Source organism: Mesorhizobium kowhaii (assembly GCF_042431665.1).
Classification (GTDB): domain Bacteria; phylum Pseudomonadota; class Alphaproteobacteria; order Rhizobiales; family Rhizobiaceae; genus Mesorhizobium; species Mesorhizobium kowhaii.
On record NZ_JBHLYT010000060.1, the window covers coordinates 1 to 20,920 of the forward strand.

A 20,920-nucleotide genomic window follows, 5' to 3' on the forward strand; every position below is an offset into this window, starting at 1 on the left:
GAGAAAGCCAGAACCTTGACCCTCAACCCCGAACCGAAACATACATGAAAGGCGGGTCAAATCTCGGTGGAAATGCCGGGTCAGTTCTCAGTGAAAATCAACAGACACAACGTCATCATGTCGGAAAAACCCAGAAAGGGCCTCGATCGCCGCGATCTGTTGGTAGCCTCCATTGCCACGTTCGGAGCGGCGGCCGCCCTCGCGGCCAACGGTGGCGCTGCGAATGCCCAAAACACAGCGGCTCCCACCACCGACGCGGCATCGGGTGCGCCATCAGGGACGGTCTATACCGGCGATGTGATCCAGGGGAAGAAGGTCGTCAGCGCGCTCGACGTCAACGACCTGGAGCCCGGCAAGAAGCACCTTCTGTATTTTCAGGGCGTGCGGATGCCGACCGGACAGCATTGGTATGTGTCCGTAGCCGTCGCCAGGGGGGCGAAGCCGGGCAAGCGCGGCGTCCTGACCAGTGGTGTGCATGGCGACGAGATGAGTTCCATTCACACGGTCCAGACCGTGATGAACCAGCTCGATCCGGCGGAGATGTCGGGCACGGTGATGGCGGTCACGGACGTGTCGCGCCCGGCCCTCGAAAGCATGCAGCGCCGATGGCCCAATTCGGGCAGGGGCGCCGACCTGATCGACATGAACCGGGAATGGCCCGGCAACGAGAACGGCTTCACCGCGGCAAGCCGGCACGCCGGGCTGGTGTTCAACCGGCTGCTGCGGCCCAACGCCGACTTCGCGATCGACTTCCATACCGGAACGACCGGATTCGAGGTCACCGCATTCAATATTGCCGAGATGGACGTGCCCGAGATCAAGGCGATGGCGGAACTTTACCCCGTCGGCCAGATCTTCGACAATCCTACATATCCCAATGTCCTCCATAACGCGTTTAACGCCGCGGGCATCCCGTCCTTTTGCCCGGAGATCGGGGCTGCCCGCCACCTGGACCTCGAGATGATCGGGCTATTCGTGGAAGGCACGATGAACGTGCTCAAGCATCACGGCATCGTCGCCGGGCCGATGGGACGCACGGGCAAGGACGTGACCGTCTTTGTCGGCAACAGTTCATTCCCGATCCTGGCGACCGAGGGCGGGATCGTCGAGCATCTGGTCAAACTCAACGACAAGGTCGAGGCCGGACAGAAGGTGGCCATCCAGCGCAATAGCTTCGGCGAAGTGGTTGCGGAGTATACAAGCAGCGTGGCTGGAGAGATGACTGGCAAGCGCAGCGATGCAATGTCCGAGCCCGGCAACCCCTTGGCATTTATCCTTTTCCACAAGACGGCGACGGAGGGCGCCGAGACCTATCCCGAGTGAGCATCCGCCGATTTGGTGTTCAACCGATGATGAATTTGATGTCACGCGGAGCACGTTGATACGGAGAATGGTTATGCGCCTGCTTCTTTTCGCTTACTTTGGTCTGGCTCTCACCCCTGTAGTGCCTGTGGCTTCGTCAACGCCCGCCTATGCCGTCACAATCAACATCAATATCGGCAGCAGCCTGAACAATGGCAGAGCGATCACTTGCCGAGATGGCGAGCGAATCCTGCGCAATCGCGGTTTTCGGGACATTCGACGCGAGGATTGCCGCGGGCGGTTCTTCGTCTATCACGCTCGGCGCGGCGGCAGCCGCTTCGAAATTGCAGTGAGCGCACACAATGGCCGCGTCGTCGATTTCCGTCGCCTCAGAAGATGATGCCCGCTCGTCGGCAAAGCCGTCTGGTCAAGCGGCTTCAGCTGCACGAGTCGACCGTCGAGGCTTATGGCGAACCACCACGTCGACCTTGTAGTCGAGCCGGTCCAGACAGCGAACCAGCCTGTCTATTGAAAACTTGCCCGTTCGCCCGGTGACGATCGCTGAGACGTCCGGCTGTTTCATCCCGAGCAGTTCGGCCGACTTCGCCTGGGTCAGGCGCCGGCGCCTGATAATGGCGCGGATCTCGCGGGCCAACTTGGCCTTGAGCAATTCCTCTTCGGGATTGTCAAAGCCGAGGTCCGCAAACACGTTGCCGCTGCTCACTTCGGCGGTGATGTCTTCAGTCATGACTTTGTTCCTTTCCCATAGTTTTCGCGGTAGTGCGCCTCGGCCGCCTTCAATCGCGCCGTAACGAGATCGATTTCGTGCTTGGGTGTCTCTCTGCCCCTCTTCGACTTCTTCTGGAAGCAATGAAGGACGTAGATCACCCCGGCAAAGCGCACCGTATAGACGGCCGGTAGGTATCTCCGTCGAAGTCGTCGACCACCTCGAGGATGCTGCGGCCCCCAAACCCTTTCAGGGCTTTGACAGCCGGGTGCTCCTCACCATTCTGGGCGTCGTTGATTGCGACACCCATCAACCGGCGAACATCGACCGGAAACTCGCGCAGGTCATCCTTCGACGATCCCATCCATACCGTGGGCCTTTGGGTTTTCATTCGCCCTTACCTTATAGCATACAGACTATAATTTCTCAAAGAAAATCCTGACACCGCCTAGCCTGAAAAATAACAGATTCGGGTCAAACAGCCATTTTTGCCAAGTGATCATATTTTCGTATAACGCATTTTGGAGCGCACCGACCGCTTCCAATGCCACGGTCATTCGGCTGCATTCTTCTGAAGCTTCTCGAACACAAACAGCTTGCCCTTGCGTACGCTGTCTTCAAGGGGCTGCGCGTTCGCCAGGTGCGTTGCGATCGCGCTGGCCAACATGCATCCCGTCCCGCGCATTGATCCGGCAAGACGTAGTGCGTCAAACCACAAAGGCAGGCAGCTCGGGCGCAACAGGAGATCTCTCGACATAATCCCCTTTGCATGGCCGCCCTTGATTAGCAGGGCCTGCGCTCCGGCGGCCAGCAATTCCTGGCCTTGCAACAGTGCGCCGTCCTCATCCGCGGCCAGTTCCGAGCCAACCAGGAGCGCAAGCTCGATGAGGTTGGGTGTGACGAGACGGCAAAGCGGCATCAGATTGCGCTTCATGACGGCGATGGCACCTGCTTCCAGCAGCGCCCGGCCTGAGGTCGAGGCGAGCACGGGGTCGAGGATTGCCGGCACCTGCGGATTCTCGCGCAGCACGGCGGCAACGGCAACGATGATCTCGGCGGTTGCGAGCATGCCGATCTTGATGGCCGCCACCTTGTTGGCCTGCAGCGCCGCGCGCATCTGATCTGCCACCAGGTCGGGTTGCAGTGGATGGATTTCCATGACGGCTTCGTGCGTCTGCACCGTCAGCGCGGTGACAGCAAGGCAGGTGCGCACGCCAATGGAAGAGATCGTCTCGATGTCGCGCGCAATTCCGGCACCACCGCTGGAGTCCGATCCACCGACGACAAGCACATGCGGTTCCCGCCTCAGCGCCATTGGTCCGTCTTTTCGATCCATTTCCGCGCGCGCGCTTCGGGATCGGCATTCAATGTGATGTCGGTGACCACCGCCGCGCTGTCCGCACCAGCCGCGAAGACTCCGTCGAGCCGGTCAGGGTTGAGGCCGCCTATGGCGACCAATGGGATCGGCGCGACCCGGCGCTTCCACTCGCTGATCCGTTCGACGCCTTGCGGCGCCCATTTCATCTTCTTCAGGATGGTCGGGTAGATGGGGCCGAGCGCGATGTAGTCTGGCTCGGCGGCCTTGGCCGTTTCCAGTTCGAGATGATCATGGGTGCTCAGTCCGAGCCTCACGCCGGCTGCCCGTATCCGCGCGAGGTCGGCGGTCCGCAAATCCTCCTGGCCGAGATGCACGAAGTCGCAGCCTTCCTCGATTGCCAGGCGCCAGTGGTCGTTGACGATGAGCTGGCATCGGTGTCGAGCACACAAGGCCTTCGCTTTCCGGATTTCGGTGCGCAACCCGGCTTCATGCATGGTCTTGATGCGGAGTTGCACCAGCTTGAGGCCAAGCGGCACCAGCCGCTCGATCCAGGCAGCGCTGTCGACGATCAGGTAGAAGGGATCGAGCTTCATGAAAAAACTGCCCTGCCGATCGTCGGTGTCGATGGCACGGCAACGTCGCGCGGTTCGAGCATTCCCGAGCTGAAGGCTTCACGACCGGCCTCGACCGCTTTGCCGAACGCACGCGCCATGCCGACCGGATCGGCCGCCTTGGCGACAGCCGTGTTCAGGAGCACGGCATCAAAGCCGAGTTCCATGACGGTGGCCGCGTGCGACGGTCGCCCGAGCCCCGCATCCACAATCAGCGGGACGCCAGGGAAATGTCCGCGCATCGAGCGCAGCGCTGTGATGTTGACCGGGCCGAGGGCGGAGCCGATCGGCGCGCACCATGGCATCAAGATCTCGCAGCCCGCCTCCAGCAGCCGCTCGGCGACGACAAGGTCGTCGGTGGTATAGGGGAATACCGCAAAACCGTCCTCGCACAGGATACGGGCGGATTCGACCAGGCCGAACACGTCCGGCTGCAGCGTATCGTGATTGCCGATCACTTCGAGCTTGATCCAGCTCGTGCCGAAGACTTCGCGCGCCATTTTCGCGGTCGTGACCGCTTCCTTGACGGAGTGGCAGCCGGCAGTGTTGGGCAGGATACTGACGCCGAGCGAGCGGATCAACGACCAGAATTGTTCGCCGGCCCTGCCGCCTGCCATTTCACGGCGCAACGAGACCGTCACCACCGACGTGCCCGAGGCCTTGACCGCATCGGCAAGGATGGCAGGCGAAGGATATTGAGCCGTGCCGAGAAGCAGCCTGGAGGCAAGCGTCGTCCCGAGAAGGTCGAACATGCTAGCCTCCCTGCATGGGTGAGAGGATTTCGATCCGGTCGCCGTCGCTCAACTGGAACTCCGCCCGGTTGGCTTTGTGCACGAGATCGCTGTTGACGGCCGTTGCCAGCCAATCGCCCTCATAGTCGAGCGCGGCAAGCAGCTCGGCCAGTGTGGTGGCGGCAACCTCATGCGCTTCTCCGTTGACGGTCAGTTTCATGAGCAAGCTCCTTGTTTCTGTCTTGACTGAAAAAACAGGTCGGCAGCCTGGCGCGCCATGGCGGGGGCGAGGAGAAAACCGTGGCGATAGAGCCCATTGATCGCGACGCTGTCTCCGCTCGTTTCGACGCGCGGCAGGTTGTCGGGAAAGGCCGGACGAACGCCGACACCGGTTTCAACGATCTCGGCCTCGCCAAAGGCCGGATGGAGGGCATAGGCGGCCCCCAGCAGCTCCATCATGGAACGCGCCGTGACCGGTCTGGCGGACTGGCTCTCAATCATCGTCGCGCCGATCATGAACTGCATGTCGGCACGCGGCACCGCATAAAGCGGAAAGCGCGGATGCAGCAGCCTGACCGGGCGCGACAGCGAGATATCAAGCGTGCGCAGGATCAGCATTTCGCCGCGAACGCCGCGCAGCCTGTCATCGACAGCGGCCATTCCAGTGCAGTCGATCTGACGATCGAAACCGGAAGCACGCCGGGCGTCGGCGCCGAAGTGGAATTCGACACCCATTGCCGCGAGCTTGCCTTGAAGTGCCGCCATCGCCTGGCGCGGGTCGAGATGAGCCTCATCGGGAAACAGCAATCCGCGCCGGAAGCGGCCGGCGAGGCCGGGCTCCAGGATCGCAATTTCGTTCTCCTCGACACGCCGATACCCCGACGTGCGACTGGCGAACCGGTCGAGCTCGCCAGTATCACGCGGCATAGCCACGACCAGTGTTCCGGCCCGTGTCACCTGGCCGGGCAGCACCGCATCCCACCAGTCGGCGGCGTCACGTCCGAGATCGAGCACCGGCTGCTCCGCGCTTTCACGCTCGCACCATGGCGCCAGCATGCCGCCGGCGAACCACGATGCATTGCCACCAAGGCCATGCCGGATCTCGGCGACTGTGACCGTCGCACCGCGGGCGGCGAGTTCGAAGGCGGCGGTGAGGCCGGCGACGCCGGCCCCTTTGACCAGCACCCTCATGACCGTTCCGGCGCCTCTGGCATGAGCGGTACGCCGGTCTCGTCAGCCGGCATGTAGAGATCGCCACCCTCGCGGTATTTCGCCGCCATTGCCGCCATGCCCTCCTTCTGGGCTTCGGCGCGAATGTCGTGGGAGATACGCATGGAGCAGAATTTCGGCCCGCACATCGAGCAGAAATGTGCCACCTTGTGCGCCTCCTTGGGCAAGGTCTGGTCGTGGAAGGACCGCGCCGTTTCGGGGTCGAGCGACAGGTTGAACTGGTCTTCCCAGCGGAACTCGAAGCGCGCGCGGGAAAGGGCATCATCCCTGACTTTCGCTGCCGGATGGCCCTTAGCCAGATCGGCGGCATGAGCGGCGATTTTGTAGGTGATCACGCCAATCTTGACGTCGTTGCGATCGGGAAGGCCGAGATGCTCCTTGGGCGTGACATAGCAGAGCATGGCGGTGCCGAACCAGCCGATCATGGCAGCACCAATGCCTGAGGTGATATGGTCATAGCCCGGTGCGATGTCGGTCGTCAGTGGTCCAAGCGTATAGAAGGGTGCTTCGCCGCACGCGGCGAGCTGCTTGTCCATGTTCTCCTTGATCTTGTGCATCGGAACGTGGCCGGGCCCCTCGATCATCACCTGGCAATCCTTCGCCCAGGCGATCTTCGTCAACTCGCCGAGTGTTTCCAACTCGGCGAACTGCGCCGCGTCATTGGCATCGGCGATCGAGCCGGGACGAAGGCCGTCGCCGAGCGAAAAGGAGACGTCATAGGCGCGGCAGATGTCGCAGATCTCCGCGAAATGCTCGTAGAGGAAGCTTTCCCGGTGATGGTGCAAGCACCATTTGGCCATGATCGAGCCTCCGCGCGAAACGATGCCCGTGACCCGGTCAACGGTCAGCGGGATGTAGTGCAGCCGCACGCCGGCGTGGATGGTGAAATAGTCGACGCCCTGTTCGGCCTGCTCGATCAGCGTGTCGCGGTAGACCTCCCAGGTCAGGTCCTCGGCGACACCGCCGACCTTTTCGAGCGCCTGGTAAAGCGGCACCGTGCCGATAGGCACCGGCGAATTGCGGATGATCCAGTCGCGGATGTTGTGGATGTTGCGCCCGGTCGACAGGTCCATCACCGTGTCCGCGCCCCAGCGGGTCGCCCAGACCATTTTCTCGACCTCTTCGGCCATCGACGATGTGACGGCGGAGTTGCCGATATTGGCGTTGATCTTGACCAGGAAATTGCGGCCGATGATCATCGGTTCGCTCTCGGGATGATTGATGTTGGCTGGAATGATCGCCCGCCCGCGCGCCACCTCTTCGCGGACGAATTCGGGCGTGACGAAATCGGGAATGGCCGCGCCGAAGCTTTCGCCGTCGCGCGGCAGCTTGCCACGGGTGATCTCCCGGCCGAGGTTTTCGCGGATTGCGACGAACTCCATCTCGGGCGTGATGATGCCGGCGCGCGCGTAGGCAAGCTGAGTCACCGCCTTGCCGGCCCTTGCCCTGAGCGGTCGGTTGCGAACGGGAAATTCCGGTGTCAGGCGCTCGCCCGCCGCGAATCCGTTGTCTTCCGGCCGGACATGACGGCCGTCATAGGTTTCGACATCGCCGCGTGCCGTAATCCATTCATGGCGAAGCCGGGCGAGGCCTTTTTCGATGCTGGTTTCGACAGTCGGGTCCGTATAGGGGCCGGACGGATCATAGACGATGACAGGCGGTTCGCCCGCCGTTGGATGGACGGAGATTTCTCGCATCGGCACTTTGATGTGCGGATAGAGGACGCCGGACTTGTGGATTTTCCGTGAGGCAGGCAGCGGTCCCGTCGAGACGGCTGGGGTGAGGGCATTCATCGTGAGGCTCCTTTGCTCATGCATTGGAGACCCAGTTCTGTGCCGGAAGGATGAAAAGACGCTTCTGTAGACCTGCCGAAACAGGACCTCGGGCGTGAACTCCCGCAAAGCGCTTGCACCGTCCCTACGCCAGTATGAACTGGATCAGGTTCAACGGGTCACTGCGCCGCGAAAGCCAGCAGTATCTCAGCCCCTTGCCGGGACTCCCCTGGTGAATGCATCGAATTGAACGGGCCGGCGCTATCTTGTCAAGCGCATTCGACCGGCCATCCAACTCAACTGGCTGGTCTTGATGTCTGCTGCGCGGGGCGCCCCGCTAAATTCCGACGACGAGCGCACCGCCGCTGAGGCCCGCACCCGCTGCCGCCAGAAGAATTCTCTCGCCCGGCCGAAACGTGTCCATCTGATGGGCCAACGACAGGGAGAGTGGGATTGTCGCGGCAGAAGAGTTGCCATACTCCGCGATCGTCTTGACGATTGCTTGATCTGCTATTCCAAGGTTCCTCCCGACCGCATCGAAAATGCGAGCATTCGCCTGATGCGGCACGAACCGGCCGACATCCTGTGGTCGCACTCCGGCAGCGGCAAGCGCGCTTGTCGAGCAATCGGTCATCATCTCGACAGCCTTGGCGAACACTTCGCGGCCGTTGGTCATCGTCATGCGGGTTCGCCCGAGATCCAGGCCACTTTGGAACGGGATGTTGCTTCCGCCCGCCGGGATCTGGATCAGCTCGTAGCGCGAGCCGTCCGAATCCACCGACGCGCCGAGGATGCCCCGGTCGGCGTCCTCGCAAGGGCAAATCACCAGGGCGCCGGCGGCATCGGCAAACACCACGCCGCTGGCGCGCTCGGCCGGATTGATGCGGCGGCTGAGGATGTTGGCGGCAATGACAAGGCTCGCTTTGCCGTGCAGACGCGTGAATCCGTCGGCGAACATCAACGCATAGATGAAGCCGGCGCAGGCGCCGGTTAGATCGACCGCGCCTGCGCGGCCAAGGCCGAGCTTGTGCGCGACCAAGGGTGCACTGGGCGGCAGAAGGTGGTCGGGCGTCGAGGTGGCAAGCAACAGCAGACCGATGTCGCTGCGGTCAATACCGGCATTCGCCAGCGCCATGTCGCCCGCATGCGTGGCAAGACCAGACAGCGTATCTTCGTCCGTTGCCCAGAAGCGCGAACGAATTCCGGTACGCCTTTCGATCCAGCCCGGCTCGAGGCCGAGATTGTTCTCGATCTCGGCATTTGCCACCTTGCGCCCAGGCGCGTGATGGCCAAATCCGAGAATGCGCGACGATCTGCTCATAGCCTAGACCCGAAGCGTTCGCCGGCCTCCTCGATGGCGTCATAGAGCCGATCGAGCTCGTCGCTGGTGATGCAATAGGGTGGGAGAAGATAGAGGACGTTGCCGAGCGGGCGCACAAGCAGCCCTCGGTCGAGGAAGAACGCGCGCAGCTTCGGACCGATCTCGGCGAGATAACCAGCTGAACCGGCGTGCAGATCGAGCGCTGCGATCGTGCCGGTTGTCCGGCTGTCGGTGAAGAACGGATTGTCGCGAAAGCGCCGAAGCCCGGCGGCCTGCATCGCACTCAAGGCCGCGACCCGCTCTGCCACCGGCTCATCCTGCCAGATCTCGACATTGGCGAGCGCAGCCGCGCAGGCAATCGGATTGGCGGTGTAGGAACTCGAGTGGAAAAAGGTCTTCTTCCGGTCCTCAGAATAATGAGCCTGGAAGATTGCATCAGTGGCGAGCGTGGCCGCCAGCGGGATGGCACCACCTGTCAGGCCCTTCGAGGTGCACAATATGTCCGGAGAGATGGACGCCTGCTCGCAGGCGAACATGGTCCCGGTGCGTCCCCAGCCCGTCATCACTTCGTCGGCGATCAGCAGTGTGCCCGAGGCTTCGGCGATCTTCTTCAATTCGGTCAGAACCCAGGCCGGGTACATCAGCATGCCGCCGGCGCCAAGCACGAGCGGCTCGACGATCAGCGCGGCGGCGCGCCGGTCGCGGCTGACGGCCTCGAACCGATCCAGCGTGTCCTGCTCGTGCCCGGCGACCGGGAAGGGGATAGTGTCGACCTCGAACAGCAAGGGTTCGTAGGCGGCGTTGAACACGCCGCGAGCACCGACGCTCATCGTGCCGATGGTGTCGCCATGATAGCTGTGCTGCATGACGACGATGCGCGAACGCGGCGCGCCGATGTTGCGGAAATAGCCAAGCGCCATCTTCAGCGCGACCTCGACGGAGGTCGAGCCGCTGTCGGAATAGAACACCCAGTCGAGTCCGGGCGGAGCGAGGCCGACAAGCGCCTTGGCCAGGCGTTCGGCCGGCTCGTGGGTGAAGCCTGCGAAGATGATCTGGTCGAGGCTCGACGCGGTTGCCTCGATAGCCTTCATGATGCGGGGATGGCGATGGCCATGCGTGACGACCCACCAGGATGAAATGGCGTCCAGGATGCGCGCGCCGTCGGCCTTGTGAAGGTAGGCGCCTTCGGTTCGGACGATTTCGGGGATCGAATGCTCGAGCGCGTGCTGGGTGAAGGGGTGCCAAACTTGGGACTGCGGCATCATTCGCCTCCGGCAATCAAAGCGAGGTCAAACCCGGCGACCATCGCGTCTCTCAGGGTTTTGCCGGTCAGCGGATCAAGGTGCGGCAGCCTGCCGAGCTGTGGCACGCCGCTGAATTCCACGATTGTCCTTTGCGTGTCTGCCACCTCGTCGCCGATAAAAGCGACGCCGATCATGGGGATAGAGCGGGCCCGCAGAGCTTCGATTGAGAGGAGCGTGTGGTTGATCGTGCCGAGCGCGGTGCGGGCGCACAGAATGACCGGCAGCCGCCACTGCGCGAATATGTCAATGAACCTTGTCTGTCGGTTGAGTGGCACCATCAGCCCGCCAGCGCCTTCGATGACAAGCGGACCCGGCAAGGCTGGAAGCGAGAGCTTTGCCGCCTCGATCGCGACGCCGTCGATTTCGGCTGAACGATGCGGCGACAGGGGCTTGCTCAAGCGGTAGACCTCCGGCAGCACGCGCCCTGACGGCAGGCCGGCAAGCCGCGCAACCACCTCGCTGTCGGTCTCGTCGTCGAGACCTGATTGCACCGGTTTCCAGTAGAAGCCGTCGAGCAGGCCGGCGAGCCCGGCCGAAAACACTGTCTTGCCAATTCCGGTGTCTGTTCCGGTGACGACGATGCGCTTGGTCATGGCGACGCCAACACTTCGGCGAGCGCCTCGACCATGGCCGAAATGTCGGCTTCGTCGACGTTGAGCGTCAGCGAAATGCGCAGCCGCGACGTGCCCTCGGGCACCGTCGGCGGGCGGATGCCGCGTATGTCGAAACCGCGAGCCTGCAATGCCGTCGCCACCGCCATGGTGCGCCTGACGTCGCCGATGACGAATGGCTGGATCTGCGATCCGCTCGACGTCACGCCACAGCGTTCGGCCAATTGGCGGCCGGCGAAAGCAACGTGTTCATGCAGCCGAACCCGGCGCAGGGGCTCGTCTGACAGTATGGCGAGCGCTTCGCGCGCCGCGACCGCCATCAGCGGCGATGGCGCGGTGGCGTAGATAAATGGCCGGCAACGGTTGACGAGATAATCGCACAGCGTTCCCGATCCGGTAACCAGTGCGCCGGACGCGCCGAGCGCCTTGCCGCAAGTATGGAGCGCAATGATGTTGTCGCGGCCCTCGAATGCGGCCGCCAGCCCCCGGCCGTCCGGTCCCCAAACGCCGGTGGCATGCGCCTCGTCGACGACGAGGAATGCGTCGTGCCGATCGGCTAGCTCGACGAGGCTCTCCATCGGCGCGCGGTCGCCATCCATGCTGTAGAGGCTTTCGACCGCGATCCACACGCGCCCCATGCCGCCCTCGACGCGCCAGTTGTTGATCTCATCCTCGATTGCACCAATGTCGTTGTGCGCAGCCAGCTTGAACTCGGCGCGCCCGGCCTGCGCGCCCTCATGCATGCTGGCATGGGCGAGTTCGTCGAGGACCAGCAGGTCGCCCTTTTGCGGCAGCGCGGTCAGCAGAGCGAAGTTGGCGATGTAGCCGCTGCCGAAGAACAGCGCGCGGTCGGTCCCGAAGAACGCCGCTGCGTCCGCCTCCAGTTGCTCATGCTCCGGCGCGTTGCCGCGCAACAGCCTCGACCCGGTGGCACCGACCGGCGTGCCCTGCGCGATCGCCGCCGCAACCGCGCCGCCAAGCCTCCTCGATGCGGCGAGCCCGAGATAGTCGTTCGACGAGAAGTCGAGCCCGGTGCGCGGCGACAGCGTCCGCAGCCGGTCCTTGCGCGCCAGCCCCTGCAAGGTCGCGTCATAGCGGGCGAGGGGCGCCCCTTTCATTGCGCCTCGAGGCCCATAGGCTCGATGCCAAGGCGCCGGAACAGAAGGGTATCCTTGTCTTCGCCGGGATTGTCCGCCGTCAGCAGCGTGTCGCCGACGAAGATCGAGTTGGCGCCGGCAAAGAAGCACAGTGCCTGCATCTCGTCGGTCATGGCGGTGCGGCCGGCGGAAAGACGCACATGCGATTTCGGCATCATGATGCGCGCCAGCGCGATCACGCGCACAAATTCTATCGGTTCGATGGGCTTGGCTTCGGCAAGCGGGGTGCCGGCGATCGGGATCAGCATGTTGATCGGAACGCTTTGGGGATGCTCCGGCAGATTGGCCAGCGTCACCAGCATGTCGATCCGGTCCACCGGCTCCTCGCCCATGCCGACAATGCCGCCACAGCAGACCTTGATGCCGGATTGGCGAACCAACTCAAGCGTATCGATCCGGTCGGCAAAGCTGCGCGTGCTGATGATCTCGCTGTAGTAGCGTTCCGACGTATCGATGTTGTGGTTGTAATAGTCGAGACCAGCCTGTTTCAGCTGAGCGGCCTGCTCAAGATCGAGCATGCCCAGCGTCATGCAGGTCTCCATGCCCAGCGCCTTGACGCCTTCGACCATCGCCACCACCGCATCCATGTCGCGCGTCTTGGGATTTCGCCAGGCCGCACCCATGCAATAGCGGGTGGCGCCGGCATCGCGCGCCTTGGTCGCTTCGGCGATGACGCGCCTGACTTCCATCAGCTTCGACGCCTTCAGGCCGGTTTCGTGATGGGCCGACTGGCTGCAATAGCCACAATCCTCCGGACATCCGCCGGTCTTGATGCTGAGAAGCCGGCTGAGCTGGACCTTGTTGGGATCGAAATTCTGGCGGTGCACGGTCTGCGCCTGAAACAGCAGGTCGTTGAAGGGCGCATCGTGGAGGGCCTGGGCTTCTTCCAGGGTCCACATCCGGCTGCCGTCGAAGGATTGAACTTCAGGCTGGGTCTTTTCCGAAATCGCTGCGTGCATTTCCATCCTGTTCCTTGCGTTATGCGACACAGGCGCCTTTGAAATGGCGGACACGGTCGAAAGAAGCTGGGTAGGCTAGATGGTCAGCCTCGAGGGTTAAGGCTGACGGTAGTCGAGGCCGATATCGAGGATCGGCGCGCTGTGAGTCAACCAGCCGATGGAAATCAGATCGATACCAGTTGCGGCAACGGCTGGCGCAATCGCGGCGGTGATCCTGCCCGACGCCTCGGTTGTGGCGCGGCCGGCAACCATGGCCACCGCCTGGCGAAGCTCGTCGACCGACATGTTGTCGAGCAGGACGGCGTCGGGGGTGAGGGCCATGGCCTCTTCCAGTTGGGCCAGTGTGTCGACCTCGACTTCGATCTTGACGAGATGGCCGACGCTGCTTCGCGCGCGCTCCAGCGCGGGGCGAATTCCGCCGGCGATGGCGATGTGGTTGTCCTTGATCAGGATGGCGTCATCGAGGCCGAAACGGTGATTAGAGCCGCCACCGGCGCGCACGGCGTATTTTTCGACGGCCCGTAATCCAGGCGTTGTCTTGCGCGTGCAGACGATTTTTGCGCCGTGGCCGCGGACCGCCGCGACGACCGATGCCGTCGCCGTGGCGATGCCGCTCAAATGGCAGAGAAAATTGAGCGCCGTCCGTTCCGCGGTGAGTATGGCCCGGGCCGGACCGCTGACCGATGCGATGGTCTCACCTTGCGCGATGTTGCTGCCGTCCGCTCGCTCCACTGTCATCTCGACATTCTGGTCGATCAGCCTGAAAGCGAGCATCGCCATATCGAGACCGGCTACAGTTCCGGCCTCGCGCGCAGTCAGCACCGTTGTCGCATGATGGTCCTTCGGTACGATGGCATCGGTGGTCAAATCACCGGCCCTGCCAAGGTCCTCGAGCAGAGCTGCCCGCACCAGAGGCTCGAGCATGATCGTTGGAAGGGGGGATAGGTTCATCAAGCGACGCTTTCCAGCATTGGAGAGTTGGCGAGTTCCCGCGCCGCAAACATGGCCGCGTCGAGCGTGATTTCGGAACGGCGGGCGACGGCCGCTTGATGGGGAAAGTCGGTCCGGTAGTGAGCGCCACGGCTTTCGCGGCGCAGCAAGGCGGCAACCGCGATCATCAGCCCCACGGCGGCGGGATCGGACGCTGCGTCGTGCCGCTGCAACAGCAGCAACAAGGCGCGCGCAGCCTCTTTCAAACCTTCACCATCCCGCGTTACGCCGAGAGCATGTGACAGGAGAGGGCGCACACGCCTTGGATCCGGCGCGGGCAGGTCAGAGGCCATCGCTGGCTTTCCGCGGTGCTCAGGCGAAGCGGCTACACTCTCGGCAACCCAGCGCGCGCAGACGACGGCCTCGGTCAGCGAGTTGCTGGCAAGCCGGTTGGCGCCGTGCAGCCCGGTCGAGGCGACCTCTCCACAGGCCCAAAGTCCCGGAACGGAAGTACGCCCGGCCAGATCTGCGGCGACGCCACCCATGTGATAGTGCTGCGCCGGCCGGATGGGAATGAGGTCATGGGCCGGATCGATGCCGGCCTTGTTGCAGGCTGACGCGATCGTTGGAAAATGCTGCGCGAATGTCGCGCCTGGCTTTTCGCGTACGTCGAGGAAAACGCGATGGCCGTTCGCAAGATGCCTCCATACGGCGCGTGCGACGATATCGCGCGGCGCGAGCTCGGCACCCCGCACGCCGTCGAGGAAACGCCGGCCTGTCTCGTCGACAAGTGTTGCGCCTTCGCCGCGAACCGCCTCGCTGATAAGCGGCATCGGACGGTCCGGCCCGTCAAGCGCGGTCGGGTGGAACTGGATGAACTCCAGGTCGGCAAGCACAGCACCCGCGCGCGCTGCGAGCGCCAGCCCCTGTCCGCAACTGCCGAGCGGGTTTGTCGTGTCGTGGAACAAGCCACCGATCCCGCCTGTGGCGAGAACGACCCGTCCTGTGGCGAAGAACACCGGACCCGTCGAACAGCTCGCCAGCACCCCGGTGATCCTGCCGTCCTCCACAGCCAATCGACGCGCTTCCACGCCTTCCACGACCACAATCGACGGGGTGGAACGCACGGCAGCAACAAGTGCGCGCATGACCTCCCGTCCGCTCCCGTCGCCGTCGGCATGAACGATGCGCCGTCGGCTGTGCGCGGCTTCCAACCCGAGGCGCAGCGCTCCTTCGGGTGTCCGATCGAAGCGAACCCCAAGGCGCGCCAGATCCTCGATCGCCGCGGGCGCCGCGTACACGATGCGCCTTGCTGTATCCGCATCGCAAAGGCCGTCGCCTGCAGCGAGCGTGTCGGCAAGATGGAGCGCCGGTTCATCATTGTCGCCTAGGCTGGCGGCAAGTCCGCCCTGCGCCCAAGCGCTCGACGCATCCGCGCCTAGCGGCGATCTCGACAGGAGAAACACCGGCTCAGGCGCCATGTGCAGCGCAGTCATCAGTCCGGCTATGCCGCCGCCGATGATGACCGGGCGGCGGGCGAGATCGCGGACGTCCACGCTCATACAGCCAGCATCCGCTCGACAGCCAGCCGCGCGCGACCGGCGATCTCGGGTGCGATGGTCACGACGTGGCGGTTCTGTTCGAGCGCCTCACGGATGTTGGCGAGCGTTATCCGCTTCATGTGAGGGCACAGATTGCAGGGCCGGATGAACTCGACCTCGGGATGCTCGACCGCGACATTGTCGCTCATCGAGCACTCCGTCATCAGCACGACCCGCGCCGGCTTTTGCTGCCCGACATAGTCGGACATGGCAGCCGTCGAACCGGAGAAGTCAGCCTCGGCCACCACTTCAGGCGGACATTCGGGATGGGCCAGCACCGTCACACCGGGATGGTCCTCGCGAAGCTGGCGGATGTCGGCAGGCGTGAAGCGCTCATGCACCTCGCAATGCCCTTTCCAGGCGATGATCTGCACGTCGGTCTGGGCGGCGATGTTCTGGGCCAGATACTCGTCCGGCAACATGATCACCCGGGGAACGCCAAGAGACTCCACTACGGCTTTCGCATTGCCGGAGGTACAGCAGATATCGGACTCGGCTTTCACGTCGGCTGACGTGTTGACATAGGTGACGACCGGTACGCCGGGATAGCGCTGCCGAAGCAGGCGAATGTCTTCGGCAGTAATCGAGTCGGCCAGCGAACAGCCTGCGCGCAGGTCGGGAATGAGTACCGTCTTTTGCGGATTGAGCAGCTTAGCCGTCTCGGCCATGAAATGCACGCCTGCCAGCACGATGACATCGGCTTCGGCCGTCATCGCCTTGCGGGCAAGCGCCAGGCTGTCGCCGACGATGTCGGCGACACAGTGGAAGATCTCCGGCGTCTGGTAGTTGTGCGCCAGGATGACGGCGTTTCGCTGCCGTTTCAGATCGAGAATGGCCTCGATATCGTCGGCGAAGGTCGGCCATTCGATGGGCGGGATGACCCGCCGCACGCGATCATAGAGCGCGGCCGTGCGCGTGGAGACGTTGAGCATGCCCGGCGTTCCTTATGCTCTATGTGAGTATAACTATGGCATATACTTAGCTTGAGTATAAGCAATGTCAAGCGCGCGAAAGTGGCAATTTCGTCCCTGCGACTGCTCGTTCCGCCAGAACCGTCTGGCGGAAGCGGAAACGCTTGGCCGGGCGCCCGCCTGTATCCGCCACCGTCTCGCCTGTCTCCTCGACCAGGTCCTGCTGTTCGATGAGACGCCGGAAATTCGGCTTGTGCACGAGCCTGCCGGCGAGCGCTTCGACGGTGCGCTGCAACTGCAGCAGCGTGAATGCCGGTGGCATCAGTTCGAAGACGACGGGCCGGTATTTGATCTTGGTTCGAAGCCTGGCGATTCCGGTCGCCAGAATACGGCGATGGTCGGCGATCATCGGTCGACCGGAGACAGATAGCGGGCTGCCATCGTCCGAGTGACGGGTGGCTTCGGCAACCAGCGCGGCTTCATAGAGCAGTTCGTATCGCTGCAGGACGAGTTCCTCGTTCCAGTCGCGATCATCCAGGCCGAAGGCATATGCCACGCGCTGCCGGCGATCACGGCGCATGTTCATGTCTTCGGCTTCATCGGTCCAGACCAAAAGTCGGGGCATGAGGATATCAGGCAGGACGGACGGCACGCCCGCACGGTGATCTTCCCACGGAAAATAGTCGTACCAGCCGCGCCAGCCATGCGTTGGAGACCTCTCGGCCTGCTCTTCCCGCGTCAGGCCGAGATAGCTGATCGAGATCTGCACGCGCTCGTCGCCGATCCGGTCTCGGTCGGCGAAAGTATAGAGTTGTTCGATATAGCCCAGCGGATGACCGGTCTGCCGCTCTACCCACGCCCGCAGACCCGACTGCAAGGAGCGATGGCCGAGCTCAAAAGGGCCAGACGGCAAAGCGTCCGCCTGTCCGATGGTCAGAACGCGTGGTTCACCATTCGTCACGGCAATGACAACAGCGATCAGGTCCGCACTGACGGCCCGGCTGCGGTTGGTTGTTGCGGCGCGCTTCGTCGCCTGTGTCGTCGTGTCTTGCATTTGGGTCCGATGGAGTTCCGAAAATCGTGGCGCCCCGAAGGAACCAACGTGAGCGAAGGGTGGACTGCCGCCTGCTGCCCGTCAACGTTCGCGCGGAACGGCACAGTGCAGTCACTGCAGGTCTTTGCCCTTCGCATCCGCACAAATCTATGCCAAATGCGAGCGCCGGGTGGCTTACGTAAGGGAAGGATGCCATGAGCGCGACGCACCATGTGAGGGCGGTGACGCCGCCGGGGGTCGCTTTACGCCAAGAAGGCACTGGACATTCCAATCGCCGTCGTCGGCTGCTCGACGGTGCGCGAGGCTGACAGGCTGGCTCTCTCGTCGCGCAATGTCCGCCTCACGCCCGCCGAGCGACAGGCCGCGCCGAAACTTGCATCGGTGCTGTTCGACGCGGCGGAGCAACTCGCGCGCGGGGCGCCGGTTGGCCCAAAGCTTGTTGAGGCGCGGGCGGCGATCCTTGCCGCCGGCTACGCGCAAGTCGAATATCTGGAGCTGCGGGTGGAGGAGGATTTGCGGCCCGCTGCACGACCTCGACCGGCCTGCGCGACTGCTTTTTGCGGCGTGGCTTGGCGAGACGCGGCTGATCGACAATGTTAGGGTCTTGCCCCGGTCGAGCGTACGCCAAGCTGCGACATAACTCGAAGGGATGTCCGTTCTTCCAAAACCGGCTGAATGCTCAAAATTAAGCCGGTGCCGCAGCCGGTTGATTGTAAAAAATGTTAACGATTTCGATTAGATGGAATGGCGCGCCCGAAGAGATTCGAACTCCTGACCCCCAGATTCGTAGTCTGGTGCTCTATCCAGCTGAGCTACGGGCGCGCAATGGGCCATGCTTTCCATGCCCCCGCGATCTGATCGTGAACGACCGGCCGCGACGAGACGTGTTCCCTAGCGACTGAATTTCCGAAAAGCAAGCCGATCCGGCAAAAGTTTTGTCGCAGGGGCCCTGGTCGGCGATCACAGCCCGGATTCCGGCGCTTCGAAACGGCCTCGAAGTCGAGGGCCCGATCTCAATCCTTGAAGGGAAAAGCACCGATCCCTGAGAAATGGGCGGGGGCCTGAGGGGAGAGCATCGGGCGAAACAGCGCCCGAACACGATCATGCCGGGCGGCGCAGGCCGTTGCTGCGGGCCTGGTCGAGCCGGACCGGCTGGTCGGGAATGCTGACCGCGAATGTGGTGCGCCCGCCAATGCTCTCGACCAGCTCCACCGTGCCGCCATGCGCACGGATCAGTTCATGCGCGATCGCCAGGCCAAGGCCGGTGCCGCCGCTGCGGGCCGAGCCGCGAAAGGCCGCGAACAGGTTTTCCCGCGCCTTGGGTGGCAGGCCGGGGCCGGTGTCGGTGACGGCGATGCGGCTGACGCTGCCCAGGCGCACGGCCGACACCGCCAGGCGGCGGACCAGCGCGCTTTCATTGTCCGACGCCATGGCCTGCACGGAATTCCGGCAGAGATTGGTGAGCACGCGGAACAGCTGATCGGAATCGGCATCCACCTCGAAGGACGGCTCGATGGCGTTGACGAACTCGATGCCCTGCTCGATGTCGAGCAGGCCGTGCACGTCCTCGACCAGCTGGCGCAGCCTGAGCCTGCGGCGCGAAGGCGGCGGCTCCTGTGTGCGGCCATAGGCCAGCACGCCTTCGGAGTAGGACACGGCGCGGTCGAGCGCGCGCAGGAGTTTCGGCGCGAAGGCCTGCACGGTTGGGTCCTTGACCTGGCGCAGACGGTCCGACATCAGCTGCGCCGAGGCCAGGATGTTGCGCATGTCATGGTTGATCTTCGACACGGCCAGGCCGAGGTCGGCAAGGTGCTTCTGCTCGGAGAGCATCTTTTGCAGCCGCTCCTGCATCTGTGACAGCTCGCGCTCGGCAACGCCGATCTCGTCGGCGCGGGCAGCGGGATGGATGATGCGTCCGGGATCGTCGGGAGCCTCCGAGAAGGACAGCATCGAGCGCGTCATCGTCCGGATCGGCCCGATCATGATCAGGTCGATCGCGGCATAGACCAGCATTGCGGTGAACAGCGAGATCAGCAGCGAGACGAAGGCGACATTGCGCGAATATCGGAGCATGGCATTGCGCAGACTGTTGTCTGGCATGATCAGCTCGAACTCCTTGTCGCTGTCGCCGACCGGGCCGAAAACGCGCAGCATGCGGTTGCCGCCGAAAAACAGCGTGTCGAGCGCGCCGGTCATGCCCTTGATCATGCCGATCGAGGCGATGTCGACATGTTCGTCGACCTTCGGCGGCATCTCGGCCACCACAAGCAGCCGCGAGACGCCGCCGTCACGCACCGCGATCGCCTTGGCGCCGATCGCCATCAGCACGTCGTTCTGGGCCGTACGCGACAGCGAGGTGGATTCACCTTGCACCAGCACGATCGACACCGCTGCCGCCGTGCTCAGCCGCTCCTTCAGCCAGTTCAGCCGGTAGCTGGCGATCCACGGCAGGAAGATCAGCACTTCGGCCAGAAGCACAAAGACGATGGTCAGGAGCAGCAGCTTGGTCGACAGGCCGCGCGACAGCGGTACCGTGCGCACGGTGGCTGGCGCCGCCGTGTCGATCCTTTCCTCCGCTTGTATGGTTTCGCTCATGCGACTCTATCTTCACAATCACTTGATCAACGCAGATTAGGCGATTACGGCTTTTTTGCCAATTTCATCCTTGATCGGAAACATAAACTGGCCTGAACGACGACCGGCTTCGGCCTGACGACGCCGGATTGACTTCCAAAACCCTTCTTTCTATAAGCCCGCTCACGCTCGGGCCATTCGTCCCGGCGCGGTTTCGATCGCGCCAAAGCCGGCCCGGCAAAGCTCCTGTTACACAGTGACAGAATCAAGAAGGGCCGCACCCCGCGGTATTAAAACAAATGAAGCGTACCTACCAACCGTCTAAACTCGTCCGCAAACGTCGGCACGGCTTCCGTGCCCGCATGGCCACCAAGGGTGGTCGCGGCGTCGTCGCAGCTCGCCGCAACCGCGGTCGCAAGCGGCTTAGCGCCTGAACGGAAGACGAGATCGTTGCCCGCATCCGGCAAGCCAGTGGGACCAAATCCCAAGCGGCTTCTGAAGCGCGCGGAATTCCTGGCTGTCCGTCGTGGTGAAAAGCGACGCGGGCGGCTTTTTCTCGTTGAGGTTCTCGATCGCGGCGACGGCCTGTCGCCGCGCGTCGGCTATACCGTCACCAAGAAGGTCGGCAATGCGGTTGTCCGCAACCGCGTCCGGCGGCGGCTGCGAGAAGCCGTCCGTACGCATGCGGCAAGTGACATGGCGCCTGGCAATGACTATGTCATCGTCGGGCGCGAAGACGTGCTTACCATTCCGTTCGGCCAGTTGAAGGCCGAACTCTCCCGCCGATTGCGCGGAACACGATAGGCC

At 63.2% G+C, this 20,920-nt stretch carries 22 protein-coding genes, 1 tRNA gene, 1 pseudogene and 1 riboswitch; of the genes and pseudogenes, 5 read left to right on the forward strand and 19 right to left on the reverse strand.

Going from position 1 to position 20,920, the window contains the following annotated elements; translation table 11 throughout:
- Positions 1 to 117: 117 nt before the first annotated feature.
- Entirely contained in the window at positions 118 to 1,323 is a 1,206-nt protein-coding gene (locus ACFFNA_RS33025) for a M14 family metallopeptidase (protein ID WP_378923988.1), read from the forward strand.
- A 73-nt stretch (positions 1,324 to 1,396) separates the two neighbouring features.
- Positions 1,397 to 1,702, forward strand: coding sequence for a hypothetical protein (locus ACFFNA_RS33030; protein ID WP_378923990.1), 306 nt, complete (start codon positions 1,397 to 1,399; stop codon positions 1,700 to 1,702).
- Positions 1,703 to 1,729: 27 nt separating this feature from the next.
- On the opposite strand, the gene ACFFNA_RS33035 is transcribed toward ACFFNA_RS33030, so the two are convergent.
- From ACFFNA_RS33035 to ACFFNA_RS33115, 17 genes and pseudogenes are all read right to left on the reverse strand, one after another.
- A complete protein-coding gene (locus ACFFNA_RS33035; RefSeq protein WP_378923992.1) occupies positions 1,730 to 2,050 on the reverse strand; it encodes a helix-turn-helix domain-containing protein in 321 nt (106 codons plus the stop codon).
- Positions 2,047 to 2,420: pseudogene (locus ACFFNA_RS33040) on the reverse strand (type II toxin-antitoxin system RelE/ParE family toxin). Before ACFFNA_RS33040 ends, ACFFNA_RS33035 begins: the two are co-directional and overlap by 4 nt.
- 162 nt (positions 2,421 to 2,582) lie before the next feature.
- Positions 2,583 to 3,344: a hydroxymethylpyrimidine/phosphomethylpyrimidine kinase gene (locus ACFFNA_RS33045; protein ID WP_378923994.1), complete on the reverse strand. Its 762-nt coding sequence runs from the start codon at positions 3,342 to 3,344 to the stop codon at positions 2,583 to 2,585.
- The gene (locus ACFFNA_RS33050) at positions 3,335 to 3,940 is read right to left on the reverse strand and encodes a thiamine phosphate synthase (protein ID WP_378923996.1); all 606 of its coding nucleotides are present in this window, start codon (positions 3,938 to 3,940) and stop codon (positions 3,335 to 3,337) included. Before ACFFNA_RS33050 ends, ACFFNA_RS33045 begins: the two co-directional genes overlap by 10 nt.
- The gene (locus tag ACFFNA_RS33055; RefSeq protein ID WP_378923998.1) at positions 3,937 to 4,710 is read right to left on the reverse strand and encodes a thiazole synthase; all 774 of its coding nucleotides are present in this window, start codon (positions 4,708 to 4,710) and stop codon (positions 3,937 to 3,939) included. Before ACFFNA_RS33055 ends, ACFFNA_RS33050 begins: the two co-directional genes overlap by 4 nt.
- Position 4,711: 1 nt before the next feature.
- Positions 4,712 to 4,909, reverse strand: coding sequence for a sulfur carrier protein ThiS (thiS, locus tag ACFFNA_RS33060; protein ID WP_111545250.1), 198 nt, complete (start codon positions 4,907 to 4,909; stop codon positions 4,712 to 4,714).
- Positions 4,906 to 5,880 (reverse strand): glycine oxidase ThiO, encoded by a 975-nt coding sequence (thiO, locus tag ACFFNA_RS33065; RefSeq protein ID WP_378924000.1) that lies wholly within the window; start codon positions 5,878 to 5,880, stop codon positions 4,906 to 4,908. The genes thiS and thiO overlap by 4 nt, the downstream gene beginning before the upstream one ends.
- Positions 5,877 to 7,712 carry a phosphomethylpyrimidine synthase ThiC gene (thiC, locus tag ACFFNA_RS33070; protein WP_378924002.1) on the reverse strand — a complete coding sequence of 612 codons (1,836 nt, stop codon included), beginning with the start codon at positions 7,710 to 7,712 and terminating at the stop codon, positions 5,877 to 5,879. The genes thiO and thiC overlap by 4 nt, the downstream gene beginning before the upstream one ends.
- Positions 7,713 to 7,815: 103 nt before the next feature.
- A riboswitch (TPP riboswitch) is annotated at positions 7,816 to 7,932 on the reverse strand.
- Positions 7,933 to 8,028: 96 nt separating this feature from the next.
- The gene (gene bioZ / locus ACFFNA_RS33075; protein WP_378924004.1) at positions 8,029 to 9,012 is read right to left on the reverse strand and encodes a 3-oxopimeloyl-[acyl-carrier-protein] synthase BioZ; all 984 of its coding nucleotides are present in this window, start codon (positions 9,010 to 9,012) and stop codon (positions 8,029 to 8,031) included.
- Positions 9,009 to 10,274, reverse strand: coding sequence for an adenosylmethionine--8-amino-7-oxononanoate transaminase (locus tag ACFFNA_RS33080; RefSeq protein ID WP_378924006.1), 1,266 nt, complete (start codon positions 10,272 to 10,274; stop codon positions 9,009 to 9,011). Before ACFFNA_RS33080 ends, bioZ begins: the two co-directional genes overlap by 4 nt.
- Positions 10,274 to 10,909: a dethiobiotin synthase gene (bioD, locus tag ACFFNA_RS33085; protein WP_378924008.1), complete on the reverse strand. Its 636-nt coding sequence runs from the start codon at positions 10,907 to 10,909 to the stop codon at positions 10,274 to 10,276. The genes ACFFNA_RS33080 and bioD overlap by 1 nt, the downstream gene beginning before the upstream one ends.
- Positions 10,906 to 12,045 (reverse strand): 8-amino-7-oxononanoate synthase, encoded by a 1,140-nt coding sequence (locus tag ACFFNA_RS33090; protein WP_378924010.1) that lies wholly within the window; start codon positions 12,043 to 12,045, stop codon positions 10,906 to 10,908. The genes bioD and ACFFNA_RS33090 overlap by 4 nt, the downstream gene beginning before the upstream one ends.
- The gene (bioB, locus tag ACFFNA_RS33095; protein ID WP_111545455.1) at positions 12,042 to 12,983 is read right to left on the reverse strand and encodes a biotin synthase BioB; all 942 of its coding nucleotides are present in this window, start codon (positions 12,981 to 12,983) and stop codon (positions 12,042 to 12,044) included. Before bioB ends, ACFFNA_RS33090 begins: the two co-directional genes overlap by 4 nt.
- A gap of 156 nt (positions 12,984 to 13,139) precedes the next feature.
- Positions 13,140 to 13,994 carry a carboxylating nicotinate-nucleotide diphosphorylase gene (gene nadC, locus ACFFNA_RS33100; protein ID WP_378924012.1) on the reverse strand — a complete coding sequence of 285 codons (855 nt, stop codon included), beginning with the start codon at positions 13,992 to 13,994 and terminating at the stop codon, positions 13,140 to 13,142.
- Positions 13,994 to 15,535 carry an L-aspartate oxidase gene (locus ACFFNA_RS33105; RefSeq protein WP_378924013.1) on the reverse strand — a complete coding sequence of 514 codons (1,542 nt, stop codon included), beginning with the start codon at positions 15,533 to 15,535 and terminating at the stop codon, positions 13,994 to 13,996. The genes nadC and ACFFNA_RS33105 overlap by 1 nt, the downstream gene beginning before the upstream one ends.
- Positions 15,532 to 16,506: a quinolinate synthase NadA gene (gene nadA / locus ACFFNA_RS33110; protein ID WP_378924014.1), complete on the reverse strand. Its 975-nt coding sequence runs from the start codon at positions 16,504 to 16,506 to the stop codon at positions 15,532 to 15,534. Before nadA ends, ACFFNA_RS33105 begins: the two co-directional genes overlap by 4 nt.
- Before the next feature lie 67 nt (positions 16,507 to 16,573).
- Positions 16,574 to 17,539: an NUDIX hydrolase gene (locus ACFFNA_RS33115; RefSeq protein ID WP_111545241.1), complete on the reverse strand. Its 966-nt coding sequence runs from the start codon at positions 17,537 to 17,539 to the stop codon at positions 16,574 to 16,576.
- A gap of 294 nt (positions 17,540 to 17,833) precedes the next feature.
- On the opposite strand from ACFFNA_RS33115, the gene ACFFNA_RS33120 reads away from it, so the two are divergent.
- On the forward strand, positions 17,834 to 18,139 hold the full coding sequence (locus ACFFNA_RS33120; protein WP_378924015.1) for a pantoate--beta-alanine ligase: 306 nt from the start codon (positions 17,834 to 17,836) through the stop codon (positions 18,137 to 18,139).
- Positions 18,140 to 18,284: 145 nt separating this feature from the next.
- Here ACFFNA_RS33120 and ACFFNA_RS33125 read toward each other — a convergent pair.
- Positions 18,285 to 18,361: transfer RNA gene (locus ACFFNA_RS33125), tRNA-Arg, on the reverse strand.
- A 279-nt stretch (positions 18,362 to 18,640) separates the two neighbouring features.
- Entirely contained in the window at positions 18,641 to 20,134 is a 1,494-nt protein-coding gene (locus tag ACFFNA_RS33130) for a sensor histidine kinase (protein ID WP_111545240.1), read from the reverse strand.
- A 278-nt stretch (positions 20,135 to 20,412) separates the two neighbouring features.
- On the opposite strand from ACFFNA_RS33130, the gene rpmH reads away from it, so the two are divergent.
- Complete coding sequence (gene rpmH, locus ACFFNA_RS33135; protein ID WP_008833937.1) at positions 20,413 to 20,547, forward strand: 50S ribosomal protein L34; 135 nt, start codon at positions 20,413 to 20,415, stop codon at positions 20,545 to 20,547.
- 16 nt (positions 20,548 to 20,563) lie between these two features.
- A complete protein-coding gene (gene rnpA, locus ACFFNA_RS33140; protein ID WP_111545239.1) occupies positions 20,564 to 20,917 on the forward strand; it encodes a ribonuclease P protein component in 354 nt (117 codons plus the stop codon).
- Positions 20,918 to 20,920: the final 3 nt, after the last annotated feature.